The sequence below is a fragment of the Terriglobia bacterium genome (genome assembly GCA_020072815.1).
Classification (GTDB): Bacteria; Acidobacteriota; Terriglobia; order Terriglobales; family Acidobacteriaceae; genus Angelobacter.
On record JAIQGE010000018.1, the window covers coordinates 1 to 16,636 of the forward strand.

The following is a 16,636-nucleotide window of genomic DNA, read 5'->3' on the forward strand; positions in this document are numbered from 1 at the left end:
TCGCTCTGAGTTAAATATCGCCAGCCGCAGTCGGGATGGTGGGGAAAGTGGGAAACGCGTAAGCGTTTTCCAAGGCGGCCTTGCCGCCGTCTTTTCCACCATCCGCTTTCCCTTGGCCCTTGACAAACCAGACAGTCGCCCCCCCCCGGTTTCACCCAATCTCACCCAAGGTCACCCAATGTCACCCAAGAATCGGCTGAGGGTCGCAAGCTCTTACCCAAGTACCAAATGCTAAGTACCAACTACCGGCTTCTTGCTAATTGCTTTATTTTCAATGAACTAGGTCGCTCCACACCCTGAGGCGCAGGCCGACTCTAGCAGATTCATGATAGCGAATCAACGACGAAGTAGTACATCAGCAAGCACGCGTGTCAAGTGTCTTGAAGACGTAGTACCAAGGCAAAACTTCGGGCCACATGAATCGGACCGTAGAGACGTGGCACTGCCACGTCTCCTTCGACTCTGCCGAAGGCCAGCGCGAAGCGCAAGCGGAGCGCGCGAATCAAAGGCATATATCATGGCTGTTAGTGCCGTTAGCTCATCGGTGCATCCCAGAGAACATTTTGACTTAAGGAGCACAAGTGATCGAATCAATGGACCCACTCTTCGCCCCTTATATCGAGAGTCTGCATTCAAAATTGCAGGAGTTGATCGCTGCAGCGCCCATCACGCCGTTGAACGTGCCTCGCAGTACATGTAAGAAAGGTGTTTATTTACTCTCCGAAGGAGACCAAGATCATTACGTTGGACGCAGCAACCACATCAGGAAGAGGTTATCGCGCCATTGCAGTCCCGGTGCGACGCATCGCATGGCAGCATTTGCGTTTCGCCTAGCAAGGGAAAAAACGGGCAATATAAAGGCGACTTACAAGAAGGGGCACGGATCCAGATCAGCTCTAATGGAAGATCCCACCTTCCTGGCCGCTTTCGAGGAAGCCAAAGACCGCATCGCCAAGATGAGCGTCCGTTATGTAGAGGAGACTGATCCCATCAAGCAAGCGCTCTTGGAGATTTATGTTGCGGTCGTCCGGCGGACTCGGTACAACGACTTTGACAACCACTAGCCGTCGTGGCGATAGGGCTCCCTCGCACACGCTCGGGATTAAGAAAAATGGTCCTTGGGTGGTAAGGCGCCGCAAATCCGGGGGACGACTCGGCGCATTACCACCCACTGCGGGGGACCAACTTACATCGCACTATGAACTCCCCTGGAGACGGGAGGACTCTTTCTGTAACAAGAATGCGCACCCGCCCCAAACTTGCGAAGATATTCTGTAAAGAATTCTTTGGCCCTTTGTCGAATTGGCCGCCGCCCGTTCGACTACTCGTCGAGCCCGCTGAGAAAAGGCCAGGCTACGATAAAGGAGACGTTATGAAATATCTTTTGCTCATCTACGGCAATGAAGCCCACTGGGACACGCTGCAGGACGCCGAACGCATGAAAATTTACAAAGAGTTCATGGACTTCTCCGCCGACTTGAAGAAGAACGGCAAGTACGTCGGCGGCAATGAACTGAAGCCCATCGCCACCGCGACTACCGTCCGCGTGCGCGACGGCAAGCGCGCCGTCACCGATGGCCCGTTCGCCGAGACCAAAGAGCAACTGGGCGGCTACTACCTGGTGGACGCCAAAGACCTGGACGAAGCGCTGGGCCTGGCCGCGCGGATTCCGTCAGTACGCTGGGGATCCATTGAAGTCCGGCCCATCAACCCACACGACGACATGTAAGGGACATGGGATGCCTCACGACGGGTTCATGCGGCGGCGAGCTTGCCGTAGACTATCGCTGCCGCATGAACATCGAGCAGATCTATCGCGACGAATGGGGACGCGTGCTGGCCAGCGTCATACGCCTGGTAGGCAGCTTTGATCTGGCGGAAGAATCCGTGCAGGAAGCTTTCGCCGCCGCGGTGGAACAATGGCCGCGCGAGGGCCCGCCGCAAAACCCGCGTGCCTGGCTGATCAGCACGGCGCGGCACAAGGCGATTGACCATCTCCGCCGCGCCCGCCGCGTGGAGTTGCAGGATGCAGAAGACCTTGCGCGACTGGCGGAAGCTCAGCCGGTTCACGGCGCGGAGACCACCATAGACGAAGGACCCATGCGCGACGAACGCCTCAGCCTGATCTTTACCTGCTGCCATCCGGCGCTGGCGCAGGAGTCGCAAGTGGCGCTTACGCTGCGCACGCTGTGCGGGCTCACCACGGAAGAGATCGCGCGCGCGTTTCTCGTCCCGTTGCCCACCATGGCGCAGCGGCTGGTGCGCACCAAGCAGAAAATCCGCGCGGCGCAGATTCCGTACCGCGTGCCGGACAAGCGCGACCTGCCCGACCGCCTGGACGCGGTGATGCTAGTCATCTATCTGGTGTTCAATGAGGGTTACGCCGCCAGTTCGGGCGACAGCCTGGTGCGTCGCGAGCTCTGCCAGGAAGCCATCCGCCTGGGACGCATCTTGTGCGAACTTCTGCCGGAGGATCCCGGCCCCCGCGCTTTACTGGCTCTGATGCTGCTGCATGATTCGCGACGCGCCGCCCGCACCGGCCCCGGCAACGAATTGATCACGCTGGAGGAACAAGACCGCTCGCTGTGGGACCAGGATGAAATTCGCGAAGGCATGGCCCTGGCCGAATCCGCGCTGCGTGCCGGAAATCATGAGGAATACGCATTGCAGGCCGCGATTGCGTCATTGCATGCGCAGGCGGCCACCGTCAGCGACACCGATTGGCCGCAGATCGCGCGCCTCTACGACCTGCTGTGGCAAACGCATCCTTCGCCTGTAGTGGAACTGAACCGCGCAGCGGCCATCGCCATGGCATTTGGACCGCAGCAGGGACTGTGCCTGCTAGACGATTTGCAGTCGCGCGGCGAACTCGCTGGCTACTATCTTCTTCCTGCCGCGCGCGCTGACTTGCTCCGCCGCGACGGCCAGTGGACCGAAGCCGCCGCGTCTTACCGCGCCGCTCTCAACCTGGTAAAGAGCGCAACCGAGAAGCAGTATCTTGAACGGCGGCTGCGCGAGGTGGAAGGCCGATTGAGCAATGGCTGAATTTCACATTCAAATCATCACTTAAGTTGAGTCATCCTGAGCGGAGCGGCGCTGCGCAGCGTGGCGTCGCGCAGTCGAAGGACCCCGAGAATCTATCCCGGCCCATGCCGCGTCAGTGAGTTCTCACCAATCTGTCCCAGATGCTCGTTTTCTTTTTTGCGTGGCTCGCGTACTAATCATGACAGACCAAAAGCGGAACACAATTGTCCAAAACGGCCCGTGCGGTTTGACTTGAGCGGACAAACCATCAGCAAACGAATACAATAGTTCGCGTCACGAAGCAATGCTGAAACAATAAGGTGGACCCGATGCGCACCAAACTGATTGTCGCCCTGATCTGTGTTTTCGTCGTTGCATTCTCACTCCCCGCGCTGGCGCCCGTACAGTACCAGCTCAAACACAAGCACGTCCTCGGCGGCGACGGCGGCTGGGACTACCTGACCTACGATCCCGCCGGCAAACGGCTGTTCATCTCGCGCGGCACGCACGTCATGGTCGTGGACCCGGAGAAGGGAACCGTGCTTGGCGATATCCCGGACACCGCCGGAGTCCATGGTATCGCGCTGGCGCCGGACCTGGGCAAGGGCTTCACCAGCAACGGCCGCGACAACACCGTCACCGTGTTTGACCTGAAGACTCTCAAAGAGACGGCTAAGATCAAAACTGAAGGCGGCGAAAATCCTGACGCCATCATGTATGACGCGTTCTCCAAACGCGTGTTCGCCTTCAACGGCCGCAGCAAGAACGCCACGGTGATTGACGCCGTGACTGACAAACTTGTCGGCAACATCCCGCTGAACGGCAAGCCGGAGTTCGCCGTCGCCGACGGCAAAGGCCTGGTCTTCGTCAACATTGAAGACACCTCAGAACTCACCAGCATTAACGCCGCCAAGGCTGCTGTGGCCCACACCTGGAAGATAACCGGCTGTGAAGAGCCGTCCGGTCTGGACATGGACGTGACACACCGGCGCCTGTTTGCCGGCTGCCACAACAAAGTTATGGCCGTGATTAACGCTGACGACGGCAAAGTGGTGGCCACGGTGCCCATTGGTGAGGGCGTGGACGCCAACGCGTTTGATCCCGGCACGCAGCTCGCTTTCAGCTCCAATGGCGACGGCACGCTGACCGTGGTTCACGAAGACTCGCCGGACAAATACACCGTGGTGCAGAACGCGGAGACCCAGAAGTTCGCACGCACCATGGCGCTGGACACGAACAATCACAACGTCTATCTGGTCACCGCGGAGATTGAAATCGTGCCGCCGGCCAAGGAAGGTGACCGTCCGAGCCGCAAGATGAAGCCGGGGACGTTTACCTTGCTGGTGATGGCAGAAGCGGACGCGGCCAAGCCCGCAGCCCCGCCGAAGAAAACAGCCGACGCCAAACCCGCTGAGCCGGCCAAGAAAGCGTCCACGGCTCCCCAAGCCGCTGCCGCCGTAGCGTCCCCAGAATCGGCAGCGCTCTACAAATCCAAGTGCCAGATATGTCACGGCGCTGACGGCAAAGGCAGCGCAGCCGGCCAGAAAATGGGCGCGAAGGACTTTCATGCGCCGGAAGTCGCCAAGCAATCTGACGCCGAGCTTTTTGACGCCGTAAAAAAAGGCAAAGGGAAAATGACGGCCTTCGCCGGCAAGCTGACCGACGACCAGATCAAAGGCCTGATCGCCTACATCCGCACCTTGAAGTAGCGACTACTTCAGATATTTTTCCGGCAGCGGATGATCTTTGTCCTCCCCTTCCCAATAGACGGAGAGGATCCACCAGCGCTTGCCGTCGTGGATCAACTGAAAGCTGTTGATGCCGCGCGCGAACGGCTGATCACCTTTGGCGTGGCGCGATTCGTAGGTGCTCCACACGTGCGCCATGTGGTCCCAGACCTCGGTGCGGTTGGCGATGGAATTTTCAAAGAAGCCTTCTTTGCTGAAGAACTCCTGTGCGCGCGCGGCGTATTCGTCCGGCGTGTTCACGCGGGCGACGACGGAACCTTTGTCGTCGCGCCGGCTGGGAATCATGCGCGCGCCGGGATAGTACAGCGAGCGGAAGCGGTCCCAGTCGCGCAGTCCGGGCGGACCGGAGATCACGTCATACACCGCGGCGATGATGTGCTCAATCGTATCCACGTCGCTGCTTCGCGCCTCGATGGCTTTTGCTGCGGTTGGCGCGGGCGTGGCCGCCGGAGTTTGCTGCGCGGCCGCCGCGGGAGCCTGGGTTGATGACGAGACCGTCTGTTTACGCGTCGCACCGCCCGAGCAAATTGCAGCGAAACACACGATAAGAATCAAATGTGCAAGACGTTTCATGCCGATTAATGTAGCAGCAAGGCTGTTGCCGCGCCAGAGTCGCGCGAGTTCTTCGTTCAATGCTCCCAAATGCCTCTGCTCATCGGCGCTTCTTCCCCTGGATGCTGGCGCTGCCACCATTGCAGGTAGTGCAGGTTGCTGCAGAACTCGGCCGGCGCGCTCTCCATCTGGGCGATGGAGATACCTTCTTCAAACGTCTTTTTGCATTCGCGGCAAACACCGGCGTCAATAAACTCCGGTTGCACGTTGCCGTGCCAGGGAATGCGGCGGTATCCGCCTTCGTACAGGCCGGAGACGTAAACCGGTCCAACAATCTGGCGAGTGCGCGTGTGCCAGTTCTGGCAGTAATTCCAGTGGTCGCCCAGGGGAGCAACGCCGCGTAGTTCACAGAATGCTGTCTGCGTTTCGTCCGGCTCCGGGTTGCGCCAGATGCCGCGGTTGCGGCGATTGAACCCGCATGTCCCGCAATTGTCCGGACCGCCGTTGGGCATGGGTGACACGTCCTCTGCGCATTCAGAATCAGGCCGGGCAGCAATGTACCATGAAATACGAGTTGCCGCCGGGCCGCGTCGCCAAGTAATCTGCCGGAGAGGGAGGAGCAAGATTGTTGTATCCAGAAGAAACCGTGCGCCTGCTGCGCGAACTTCCCGGCGTCACGCTGCCCAAGGACGCAGAAGGCGCGGTGGTTAGCGTCACGCGCAATCAGCAAGGCGAACTGGTGAGCGCCGATGTCCGGTTTCATTCGCCTGCCGGCACGCAGGTGGTCACTGTCCCTTGCGATGCGTTGCAGCCCGTGATCTCCCGCGCGTCCCAGGACCGCACCGCCGTGTTGTGGGGACTGGAGATTGAACCGGAAAAGCTGATTGAATCCGCGCTGCACTCCATCATGGACCGCGGTTTCACCATGCGTGAGGGCGTGAACATCGCCCGGCTGCACTATGACCTGCAGGAACGCTGGTGGAAGTGGGGTGAGCGCCTGGCCGATCCTTCCGGCGCGCACTTGGCGGCGTCCGGCCACACATGGGACGGATGCGTGGCCGCCCTCTCCGGCGACGAGCGCTTTCATCTGGAATTTCGTCTCCGCGGTCGCGGCGAAGCCGTGGTCCTGCTGCACGAACACGATGAAGCTTATGCCCGGCAGGCACGCCGCACCGAACCCGCTATGCGCCTGGCCCGCGTGCTGGGCAGTTTGTGCTCTGACATCGCCGCTGAGTTCTGCGTTTTCCCCGTCGCCGATCCCTGGCTGATGGATGAAGACTGGAAATCGCTGCTGCGCGCACCGTTCTATCAGGATTTCATGCTGCTTCCGGAGGCGTCCAGTCCGGCTGAGCTGCCGGAAGAATTTCGCGTCGCCCGGCTTACTTCCAATCGCCTCATGCTGACCGCGCTGCCGGTGAAGTTCGATCCCGCCGACCCGCCCATGGAACGTACCGACCGTGATTTGAAGCTGGCCCGCCTGCGCAAATGCCAGGCGCTGGGCGAAAAATATTATGACCAGATGTATGAGACCCGTTTCGGCACGACGGGTCTTTACAGCAGCGCCAAAGAAGCTTTCTACGACGCCATTTCCACCGCCAACGAACTCGGCCTTGCCAATGAAGCGCGTACCCTGGAAGCGCGCTTGGCGAACATCAAAGGCGTTTTCAGGTCGCAGTTTTCGTGAAGGAAGGGAACTCCCAGTCGCAGTTTTCGTGAACGCTTGACAGTCCTTCCTGCCAAGAACGACCCAATCACAATTCTCCTGAACGCCTAACTGTCCTTCCTCATCAACCAAGACCCACGCGCTGAGCGACCTCGTTTTCCATCGTCATCCTGAGCGAGCTCGAGCGACCGCAGGGAGCAAGGGCGAGTCGAAGGATCCCGAGGATCTCTCCCTTGCCATGCCGCGTTAGGGCATTTTCACAGGACTTCAACCCCGTGCCTTTGGGAAATCATTTCCTGCAACTGCCTAGACATCTCTGGTTGAAAAACCGCTGCAAACCTCTCATCGAGCGTCGACGCTGGTCTTTCCTTCTTCAAACTAACCAGCCGATGCCGATTCAGGTCGTTCCTTCTTCAAACCAAAGCGCCGTAGGCGCGAAATGAGTTAGCCTAGGCCGGCAGGCCTGGGTGCGCTGGTTTAAAATGACGGGCCCCGTAGCGGCGACACTTAATCCGCTATCCGCGAATCACAAACGCCGCCACCAGCAGTCCGCTGAACAGGAAACTCTGGGACAACTCGGCGAAACCCAGCACGTGGAAATTAATTTTGTGCGGACGCGCCGCGCCCCATGCGATCAACCGCAACATCGCGGGGATGAACGCGATGCCCATCAGGATGGAAACCAGTCCCGCCTCGGCGGCGGCAATCGAAGCCACCACCAGGAGCAGGTGCAGATAAAAGACTTTGCGCCCTGCCGCGAACTTTTCCAGGCGCGATTTGGCGGACGCCGTGCTGATGCAGAGCTGCACAAACTCAATTTGGCCCGACGCAAAGAGCCAGCTGGCGCCCCAGAGCAGCAGCGCCGTGGCGTCAATTCTGCCGGTGGTCACGTAGTAAGCGCCCGCCGCCGCGGAAGTGAGGCCCAACGCGCCCACGATCTGCTTGCCCTCGCGCAACGCGCGCGTCTTGCCGAACAGCCAACGCACGCCGAAGCACGCCAGCCCCAACGTAGCGAACAGCAGCACGCGCCCGCGGCCCAAGCGAACCAACTCGACCATGCTCAGCATTCCCACAGCCGTTGCTGCGAATACCCACGACCATGCCAGCCGTCGCTCGGTTTTGGAACGCGCTTTCAGCGGAGACAAATCCAGCAACACCTCCAGCGGCTGATAGACCAGGAAGGCGCATGCTGCGGCCAGACAGAACCAGAACAGGACCAATGATGCCGGCGTCTGTCCCTTTCCTGAAATCCAGCCCACCATCGCCCCGCTGATCAACGGCAAGGCCCACAGGCCCCACGATCCGTGCTCCCTGGGCAACAGGAGCTTCTGCATTTGCGTGGGCGGGAAAGTCAAGACGCTGGCTGTGCTCGTCCGGTTGGTTTGGGGCAGGCTGTGTGCGCGCATGAGAGTGTTCTCGAAAAACCATTCTCATGCCGCAACTCACTTTCCGGCTGTGACCACGATCACATCGGTACCTTGCTCACGATGACAACTTCTTGATCGCCCAACGCGCATGTTCCGCAACCACGGGATCCGCACCCGCAGCCATTCTCTCCAAATCGGGAATGAATTGCTTATTGCCGCTGTTGCCCATAGCGACGGCCACATTCCGCCGCAACCCCGCGTACTTCGCGCGTTTCACCGGTGATCCGCGTAACACTTCTCGAAAGCCTGCTTCGTCCATCTGCGCCAATGACTTCAACTCCGGATGAAACACTTTCTCCCGGGCCTGAAATTCCGGCAGGGAAGTCGGCGGCGCGTTGCCGCTCTTGTTGTTCCACGGACAGACGTCCTGGCAGATGTCGCAACCGAACACGTGATGGCCCATGCCCGCGCGCAGCTCTCGGGGAATTTCACCGCGCTTTTCGATGGTGAGATAAGCAATGCAGCGCCGCGCATCCAGCTTGCCTGGCGCAATGATGGCTTCCGTGGGGCAAGCGTCCATGCAGCGCGTGCAACTGCCGCAGCAGTCGGCCGCCGGAACGTCAGCAGCCAGCTCCAGCGAAGTCAGGATTACGCCCAGAAACAACCACGAGCCAAGCTTCTGATGGATGATGCATGTGTTCTTTCCGATCCATCCCACGCCGGCGTACTTGGCGTAAACCCGCTCCACAATCGGCCCGGTGTCCACGTAGCTTCGCGCCTGCACGTCCAGCCCGTGCTCAGTCGCTGCCGACTTGATGGCCGCTTCCACCTGCAGCAGCCGGGGCATCAGCGCGTCGTGGTAGTCCTTGGCGCCCCAGGCATAGCGGGAAATCCATCCGCGCTGCTGATCGTGCACCTGCGTTGAATAGGGTCTCTGCGTGTTGTAATTCAGCGCGCAGACGATGACTGAACGGGCCCACGGCGCGGCGTTCCTGGCGGACGCGCGGCGCAACTCACCGTTCTCCCCGCGCTTCTCCAGGTACGTCATCTCTCCGGCGTTGCCGGCTTCAATCCATTCGACGAAAGCCTGCAACTCGGGGAAATCGTCTTCGCCAACCGGCGCAACTCCGGCCAGCTCAAATCCGGCTTGGGCAGCGGCCTGCTTGGCCGTGTGGGCGAGTTGTTCGCGCGAGATCACCGCACCATTATCTAGGATTTGTGGGGAAGGCGAGAAACTTGAGGTCGAGATAGATAAGACGGGTGGAGCAAGGTCTGGGAAAGACTGAAGGATCCTGGATAAGAATGGATGGCGGTCTAGATCCCCAGCTTTTTGACTTCCTCGCCGTAATACTTGCGGTACAGGATGTCCCATTCCTGGGTGCCTTCCGCAATGGTGCGCTTCTGGCTTTCAATTTTTGCCCGGGCGGCTTTATCAATCTTGGCTTCTTCGTTCATCAGTTCTTCCAGGATGCGCCGTGCTTCCACGCGGATGGTGTTCCGGTCTTCCAGGAACTCCACCTGGTCCAGTTCGGCCAGGGCGTCGGCGACCACGTGGGCCAGCTTGTTCACTTTGTCGCGGGAAAGTCTCACAACACCGCCTTGTATTTCTTCACCAGTTCGTTCTTGATTTTTTTGAACATCTCCTGGTAGCTGGCGCCGGCTTTGCGCATTTCGTCGTCGTATTGCTCCAGGATCAGGCGGACTTCATCATTAATGCGGTCTTCCAGCTGGAGCTCTTCCAGCAGCGCCGCGTTCATGGCCTCGGCGACCGGAGCGAATTCCTTCACTTCAATGAATTCGCCCTTGACCAGCTTTTGGGTTACTTGCCGGGCCAGGTACCCGACATATTCTTTAGAAAAGAGCATGCTGTTTGAGTGTATGTGATTGAAAAAAATAGTTTAACACAAGAGCAGTGAAACGCTGAAAAGCCTAAGCCAGCCTGTAACGCTGCGCCGGGGCGATCACTATTCTTCCATGAAGCTTCGCTGCCGTTCACGAAGACGCTGGCCCAAGAAAGATGAGCACGATCGGGCATTGCACGGTAGTATTGCCCCACTGCTTTTTCTCCATTTGCCCGCCACCAACTGGAGAATAGACCGACCGGGAACCCACCGCTTTACCGCTCGACACAAAAGTAGAAGGAGTAGTCCCATGAGAATGAGACTCTTGACACTCGTCCTGTCAGCAGCAGCATTTTGCTTGCTGGCTTCCTCCCTGGCAGTTGCCCAGTTGGTGGACAATAACAAAGCTCCCAATCCGGCCAAGGCTGGAATCAATAAATCTCTGGCGGATGAAATCGGCCCCGGCCGCGGTGATCTGCTCACGCCCAACTCTTCGCTGTTCATCATCAACCGCGACCCGTTTCGCTCGGTTCGCCGCGGACGCCAGATCTTCCAGCGCAAATTCACACGGGCTGAAGGGCAAGGGCCCAACAACCACGACGGCGTGGGCGATATAACGAAGATCGGCGGCATTGGCGCCGGCCTTGTAGACAGTTGTGCTGGCTGTCACGGTCGTCCGCGCGGTGCTGCCGGAGCCGGTGGCGACGTGGCCACGCGTCCTGACAGCCGCGACGCTCCCCACCTCTTCGGGCTTGGTTTGAAAGAAATGTTGGCCGATGAGATGACCACCGACCTGCGCAGCATTCGCGCTCAGGCCGCGATTGACGCCAACAAAACCAAGCACGCCGTAACGCGCAAGCTTGTCGCCAAAGGCATCTCCTTCGGCTCCATCACCGCCAACCCTGACGGCAGCTTCGATACTTCCAACGTTGATGGCGTGAATCCTGACCTGCGCGTGCGCCCCTTCTTTGCCGAAGGCAGCACCATCTCGATCCGGGAATTCCTGGTTGGCGCGTTCAAGAATGAAATGGGACTGGAAGCCTTTGACCCTGACATGGCCAAGGCCAGCGCCGGTGGTCGCGTAGTCACGCCCTCCGGCATGGTGCTGGATGGTTCGCTGGACAAGATTGACGCGCCGCCGTCCCCGGAAGCCGGCGCGGATCCCGATGGCGACGGCATCACCAACGAACTCCCCGTCAGCCTGGTGGACCACGAAGAGTTCTATCTTCTTCATTACTTCAAGCCCGCGGTTTACAGGCAGACGGAAGAGACCAGGAAAGGCCGCAGGCTGTTCGACAGGATTGGCTGTTCTTCTTGCCACGTGTCTGATCTGCTGATTGAACATGACCGCCGCGTGGCTGACTTGGACACGGTCTTTGATCCGGTCCGCGGTAATTTCAACAATCTGTTTGCCACCGCCACGGCCTTCATTCAAGAAGTCCACGACAACAGCGGTTTCCCCAGCATCAAGAAGCCTGCCGGAGGGCCCTTCCTGGTGACCAACATTTTTACCGACTTCAAGCGGCATGACGTTGGCCCGGCGTTTTACGAACGCAACTATGACGGGTCGCTGACCAAGGAGTTCCTCACGCGTCCGCTGTGGGGCGTGGCCACCACCAGCCCTTACGGGCACGACGGCCGCAGCATCAACCTGCACGAAGTCATCCTGCGTCACGGCGGCGAAGCCCAGGCTTCACGCGACGCCTACGCGAAACTGGAAGACCAAGATCAAGAGCGCATCCAGGCGTTCCTGAATACCTTGGTACTGTTCCCGCCGGACGACACTGCTTCCACCCTTGACCCTGGAATCCGCACCGCTCCTGGGTTTCCGCAATTCGGCCACGGCAGCATTAAACTGACCGTTTTGTTCAACGATCCCAGTGATCCCGAGTAATAGGCAGCATTTTCAGCTTGCCAAAAAAGATGGACCGCCGAGTTGGCGGTCCATTTTCAATTCCTGCAAGTAATCTGCCCGGACAGGGTCAGCGAGTGACATCCAGCGCGACTCCGCGTGCCGTGGGTGCTGCAGCTCCCTGGGTCACTCCGGTTCCAGTCAGTCTGCGTGTCGGAGCAATGTTTCCGTTCGCGGCGGCAAGATTGGCAAAGATATCAACCGACCCTGCCGTTGGGTCCGCCACATACAGCTCGCCTCCTCCTGGCGCGGAGTCCGCGACAATCTGGTTCGGACCGCTGAGTGTGGTGCTGGCGCCGCTAATGACCGCTACCGGCGCGAGGTTCCCGTTGGCCGTTGCGGCATTGCTGTAAATGGTGATCGTCGGTGTGGTGCCGGAGTTGGTCACTACCAGCCGGCCGCCGGAGTCCACCAGCACGCCTGACGGTGCGGCCAGTTGCGTACCTGCGCCGCTGATGGTCCGGGAAGCAACCACCCCGCCGCTGAGGGTGCTGACCGCATCAAAGACCACAATCCGGTTGCCCGCCGGGTCCGCCACATACATGCGGTCGTTGGTGGCATCCACGAAAATCGCCTGCGGCGCGAACGTCAGTGCCAGTAACTGCGACGGAGTGAGAAATCCGTTGGCCGTGGAAGCATTGGCGAAACCTACAATGTCCGCTCCATCCACCACGTAAAGCAGGTCCCTCGTCTTGTCTAACGCCAAGTCCGACGGCCCCCCAAGTAGGGTAGCAGTAATTTCCCGCGAGGGCGCCACGTTGCCAGACATGGCACTGGCGTTGGAAAACACCAGAATTGAGCTGGTGCCTGAATTGGCCACATACAACTGGTCCGTCGCTGCGTCCAGGAAGACGTATTGCGGGGAATTGAGCTTGGTAGATGCGCCCGTCACGGGAGCTGCGGGAGTGGCTGCCCCGTTCGCCGTGAACGCGTTATCGAAGCGGAGAATCGCGTTTGCCGTATCGTTGCTCACATAGAGCTTGCCGGTGGGCGCTGGGGTAGGCGTAGGTGTAGGTACTGGCGTAGGTGTTGGTGTAGGCGTGGGCGTTCCGCCGCCACTACCTGCGCCCGGGTCCGGACGGCGCGGCGAGATCACACACCCCGACAAAAGCAGGATGAAGCAAACCGCCATCACCCAGCCAGACACTCTGGTTACGATCACACTTGTCCGTCGAAGATTTTGACGCATATGAACGGATGATAACCCCGGATTTGCGTGACGCAAGAATTTTTGTTGTTCGCGCGCGGGTACCTCCGTAATGTTTGGGCGACCGCGCTCTTCCCCGCAACTCTGACACCGGGTTTGGATCACGCCTGGCTTCGCGAAAATACGCTTCATAAATTTGTATTTATTTCGCAGCTTACTTGCACCATTTGGAAGGGGCTGGGCAGATGGAACTAAGGCTGATGGACCGTAGGGCCATCTTCCACGTGACGTCAGTACATGTCACGACGAATATTAGAACAGGGCCGGTTAGTGCCAAAATGGCCCATTTTTGGCCCGTCTGGCGGTTCGCTTGCGAGCCGTCTACTAGACCGCATCGTTAGCGCAACCATCTTATTATTAATAAGTTACAGAGATAGTAGCTTCCCGCATTAGTTCATTAAAAGTTTTAACGCACACCTAATCAGCTTCTAATTGCCTAAGCACACAATCTTTCTCGCGGTGGCCCCTCGGTCCACTGCTGTCGAGCACACGCGATCAAGTTCGCTGCTGTCGAGTACCGCGAAAAAAGTGACGACGTTTGTGACGACTGCTTAGGGCAAAACTTTTAGGAGAAATCACCATGAAACCGTCTTCCGGTACTCTGGCCTTTGTGCGCATCTTCACGTGGGTGGTGGCAATCGTTGCAGCATTGGGTTACTACGGCCATGTGCGCGCCCAGAGCAGCGGATTGCCCGAGCAGGGGATGGTCATTCCCTTGCGTCCTCTTGCGCCACTGTCCAGTGTTCCAATCCCTCCGGTGTTCGGCATGGAGGGAATTCTTGCCGATAAGACCGCAGCCATCCAGCTTGGGAAGGCGTTGTTCTGGGAGATGCAGGCAGGCAGTGATGACGTTCAGGCCTGTGCCAGTTGCCATTTCAATGCCGGTGCCGACAGCCGCTTTAACAACGACGTCAATCCAGGACAGGCCGGCGGCGACAACAGCTTTCAGTTAGGCGTTCCGCTGAACGGATCTCTGTTTCCCAACCTTCGCTACACAGCCGGGACCCCGGGAGCCGGATTTGGCGGCTACCACGACGGCGATTTTCCCTTCCGCAAGCTTGCCAACGTCAATGATCGCTTTAGCGTGATCTCTGACGTCAATGACGTTTCTGGTTCGCAAGGCGTGTTTCTCAGCAAGATGAGCCAGGTGGTCGTCAGAATAGATAACTCCAGCGGCAAGGGCCGGCCGGTACTTGATCCCAATGGCGGCGGCGACGGCAGTGGCCTCCCCGAGATTAATCCTGTACAAGATGGTGGACCGGGAATGGTTCGCGGCGGCCCGGGCGCAATCCCGCGCCAGCCAGGATCGCATCCTGGGTTCGGCGGCAATTCCATCGGTGGCGGTGGCGGCTTCTCCACCCAGAACACCATCGTTCACGTCGGCGGCGGTCGCATTGGCTTAACCCCCCAAACCACTAGCGTGGAATCTGGCACCTCGGTGCCTGATCCGGTCTTCTCTTATCCCGATCCGGACAACCCGGGCGCGCGCATCAACACCCGCAGGACCACGGGCCGCAATACTCCCAGCGCCGTGAACGCGGTCTTTAATTTCCGCAATTTCTGGGATGGACGCGCCCAGAATATTTGCAATGGCGGCAACCCCTTCGGCGCCCGCGACAATTCCGCCCACCTGCTGGCAATCGGCGGAGACGGCAAGCTTGCTCAGGCTCACGTAAGCATGGTGAACTCGGCGCTCTGCTCCCAGTCCCTGGGCCCGATTCTTAACGGCACTGAGATGTCCGCCGATGGACGCGATTTCCACCAGGTTGGCAAGAAGCTTCTCAACCGTACCCCGCTGGCCAAGCAGCTGGTTGATCCCTCTGACAGCGTGCTGGGCGCGATGTCCAATGCGCCCGCCGGCAACGGACTCAAAGTCCAATACTCCGACCTTATTAAGAAGGCCTTCCTGCCGGATTGGTGGCAGTTTGCAGACGCTCTTTGCCTGAATCCCGACGGCAGCGTGGCCAACACCACCAACCCGTCTGTTCAGGCCTGCAGCAGCGGCACCCAGCAATATTCGCAGATGGAATACAACTTCTCGTTGTTCTGGGGCGTTGCCATCCAGATGTACGAGAGCACTCTGGTTGCCGACCAGACTCCCTTCGATAAGTACATGGAAGGGCAAAAGACTTACAACCTGATCGGCGACAACCATACCCAGTTCTACACCATTCAACTGGATCCTGGTATTCAGCCCTACACCCTCTCGGTCATCGGGCTCGATCCGCTGGCGGATTTTACCGACCAGGACATGGCCTACGCCTTCGATTCCGGCGATGGACGGGTGATGGGTCCCGGACTCGATATCGGCAACATTGATTACGCCACCGGCAAGCTCACTTTGTCATTCGGGATGCCGCCACTCTCCACATTCCCTGTCAAGATCAGCTACTCGGTCGGCGCCACGCCGTTGACCACCGGCCAGCTTCGCGGCCTGCTCGTGTTCCAAACCAAAGGCCGTTGCGTCAACTGCCATGGCGGCCCGGAACTCTCCAACGCCTCAGTGGGTACGGTGAGCTCTGTGGGCCCCTCAGAACGCATGATCATGGCGGACATGCAGGTTCGGGTCTATGACACCGGCTACTATCACATCGGTGTTCGGCCCACCGCGGAAGATGGCGGACTGGCGGGATCCGATCCGGTGGCCGGTTTGCCGCTCTCGCAATCGGAGTATCTCCGCCAGCGCATCTGCAACGGTTCCGGCGAAGTCCTCATGATCCCCGGGCGTCCGGGCGACGGCATCTCCATGTCGCCTCTGAACTGCAACGATCAGACTGCCAGGGGCGGTTTCTTCAAGGCGCCCCAGTTGCGCAACGTGGCCCTGACGGCCCCCTATTTCCACAACGGCAGCCAGTTAACTCTGGAACAAGTCGTCGAGTTCTACAACCGCGGCGGTGATTTCAATACCTTCGGTGAAGAGCACCAGTACATGGATGCCGACATTGACGTTCTTGGCCTGACCCTGCAGGACCAGCAAGACCTGGTTGATTTCCTGCGCATCGGTCTGACCGATCCGCGTACCGTGAACCAGTCAGCTCCCTTTGATCACCCGCAACTGTTTACGAGCAATGGCCATCCGGTGGGATCGAATGGTTATCCCGTGAAAGATCCGGCGCACCCCGGGCAGGCAGCTAACCAATTTATGGAGGTTCCTGCCACAGGACAGAACGGCGGCAAACCAATTCCCACGTTCCTTCAGAACTTACTGGGGGTGCAAAATGTCCGGCCCAACTAATTTGCAAGCGTTCGCAGTTCCCGCCCACCCATTAGGTTGGCAGGGACCAGACAACCTCCCCCTATCAGCAAGGCAGAGCACGATAAC

14 protein-coding genes are annotated in these 16,636 nt (G+C 59.1%); 7 read left to right on the forward strand and 7 right to left on the reverse strand.

Features of this window, described 5'->3' with window-relative positions; all coding sequences use genetic code 11:
• Positions 1 to 581: 581 nt before the first annotated feature.
• The 4 genes from LAO20_19160 to LAO20_19175 all read left to right on the forward strand — a co-directional run bounded on the left by LAO20_19160 (position 582) and on the right by LAO20_19175 (position 4,733).
• Positions 582 to 1,064 carry a GIY-YIG nuclease family protein gene (locus tag LAO20_19160; protein ID MBZ5533554.1) on the forward strand — a complete coding sequence of 161 codons (483 nt, stop codon included), beginning with the start codon at positions 582 to 584 and terminating at the stop codon, positions 1,062 to 1,064.
• A gap of 308 nt (positions 1,065 to 1,372) precedes the next feature.
• The gene (locus tag LAO20_19165) at positions 1,373 to 1,729 is read left to right on the forward strand and encodes a YciI family protein (protein MBZ5533555.1); all 357 of its coding nucleotides are present in this window, start codon (positions 1,373 to 1,375) and stop codon (positions 1,727 to 1,729) included.
• Positions 1,730 to 1,794: 65 nt separating this feature from the next.
• Entirely contained in the window at positions 1,795 to 3,045 is a 1,251-nt protein-coding gene (locus LAO20_19170) for an RNA polymerase sigma factor (GenBank protein MBZ5533556.1), read from the forward strand.
• A gap of 308 nt (positions 3,046 to 3,353) precedes the next feature.
• Complete coding sequence (locus LAO20_19175) at positions 3,354 to 4,733, forward strand: c-type cytochrome (GenBank protein ID MBZ5533557.1); 1,380 nt, start codon at positions 3,354 to 3,356, stop codon at positions 4,731 to 4,733.
• 3 nt (positions 4,734 to 4,736) lie between these two features.
• Here LAO20_19175 and LAO20_19180 read toward each other — a convergent pair whose 3' ends face one another.
• Both LAO20_19180 and LAO20_19185 read right to left on the reverse strand, forming a co-directional pair.
• Complete coding sequence (locus LAO20_19180; protein MBZ5533558.1) at positions 4,737 to 5,165, reverse strand: hypothetical protein; 429 nt, start codon at positions 5,163 to 5,165, stop codon at positions 4,737 to 4,739.
• A 236-nt stretch (positions 5,166 to 5,401) separates the two neighbouring features.
• Positions 5,402 to 5,836 carry a hypothetical protein gene (locus tag LAO20_19185; protein ID MBZ5533559.1) on the reverse strand — a complete coding sequence of 145 codons (435 nt, stop codon included), beginning with the start codon at positions 5,834 to 5,836 and terminating at the stop codon, positions 5,402 to 5,404.
• A gap of 113 nt (positions 5,837 to 5,949) precedes the next feature.
• On the opposite strand from LAO20_19185, the gene LAO20_19190 reads away from it, so the two are divergent.
• Positions 5,950 to 7,008 (forward strand): hypothetical protein, encoded by a 1,059-nt coding sequence (locus tag LAO20_19190; protein ID MBZ5533560.1) that lies wholly within the window; start codon positions 5,950 to 5,952, stop codon positions 7,006 to 7,008.
• A 494-nt stretch (positions 7,009 to 7,502) separates the two neighbouring features.
• Here the strand turns inward: LAO20_19190 and LAO20_19195 are convergent, their stop codons facing one another.
• The 4 genes from LAO20_19195 to LAO20_19210 form a co-directional block, all read right to left on the reverse strand.
• Positions 7,503 to 8,393 carry a YwiC-like family protein gene (locus tag LAO20_19195; GenBank protein MBZ5533561.1) on the reverse strand — a complete coding sequence of 297 codons (891 nt, stop codon included), beginning with the start codon at positions 8,391 to 8,393 and terminating at the stop codon, positions 7,503 to 7,505.
• Between the two features lie 76 nt (positions 8,394 to 8,469).
• Positions 8,470 to 9,726 carry a tRNA epoxyqueuosine(34) reductase QueG gene (gene queG / locus LAO20_19200; GenBank protein ID MBZ5533562.1) on the reverse strand — a complete coding sequence of 419 codons (1,257 nt, stop codon included), beginning with the start codon at positions 9,724 to 9,726 and terminating at the stop codon, positions 8,470 to 8,472.
• Positions 9,669 to 9,944 (reverse strand): DUF507 family protein, encoded by a 276-nt coding sequence (locus LAO20_19205; GenBank protein ID MBZ5533563.1) that lies wholly within the window; start codon positions 9,942 to 9,944, stop codon positions 9,669 to 9,671. Before LAO20_19205 ends, queG begins: the two co-directional genes overlap by 58 nt.
• The gene (locus LAO20_19210) at positions 9,941 to 10,219 is read right to left on the reverse strand and encodes a DUF507 family protein (GenBank protein ID MBZ5533564.1); all 279 of its coding nucleotides are present in this window, start codon (positions 10,217 to 10,219) and stop codon (positions 9,941 to 9,943) included. The genes LAO20_19205 and LAO20_19210 overlap by 4 nt, the downstream gene beginning before the upstream one ends.
• A gap of 292 nt (positions 10,220 to 10,511) precedes the next feature.
• Here LAO20_19210 and LAO20_19215 point away from each other — a divergent pair, with 292 nt between their 5' ends.
• Complete coding sequence (locus tag LAO20_19215) at positions 10,512 to 12,089, forward strand: thiol oxidoreductase-like protein (GenBank protein ID MBZ5533565.1); 1,578 nt, start codon at positions 10,512 to 10,514, stop codon at positions 12,087 to 12,089.
• A gap of 88 nt (positions 12,090 to 12,177) precedes the next feature.
• On the opposite strand, the gene LAO20_19220 is transcribed toward LAO20_19215, so the two are convergent.
• Positions 12,178 to 13,269, reverse strand: a complete 1,092-nt coding sequence (locus LAO20_19220; GenBank protein MBZ5533566.1) for a hypothetical protein — start codon at positions 13,267 to 13,269, stop codon at positions 12,178 to 12,180.
• A gap of 625 nt (positions 13,270 to 13,894) precedes the next feature.
• On the opposite strand from LAO20_19220, the gene LAO20_19225 reads away from it, so the two are divergent.
• On the forward strand, positions 13,895 to 16,549 hold the full coding sequence (locus tag LAO20_19225; protein MBZ5533567.1) for a hypothetical protein: 2,655 nt from the start codon (positions 13,895 to 13,897) through the stop codon (positions 16,547 to 16,549).
• The last annotated feature ends 87 nt before the right edge of the window (positions 16,550 to 16,636 follow it).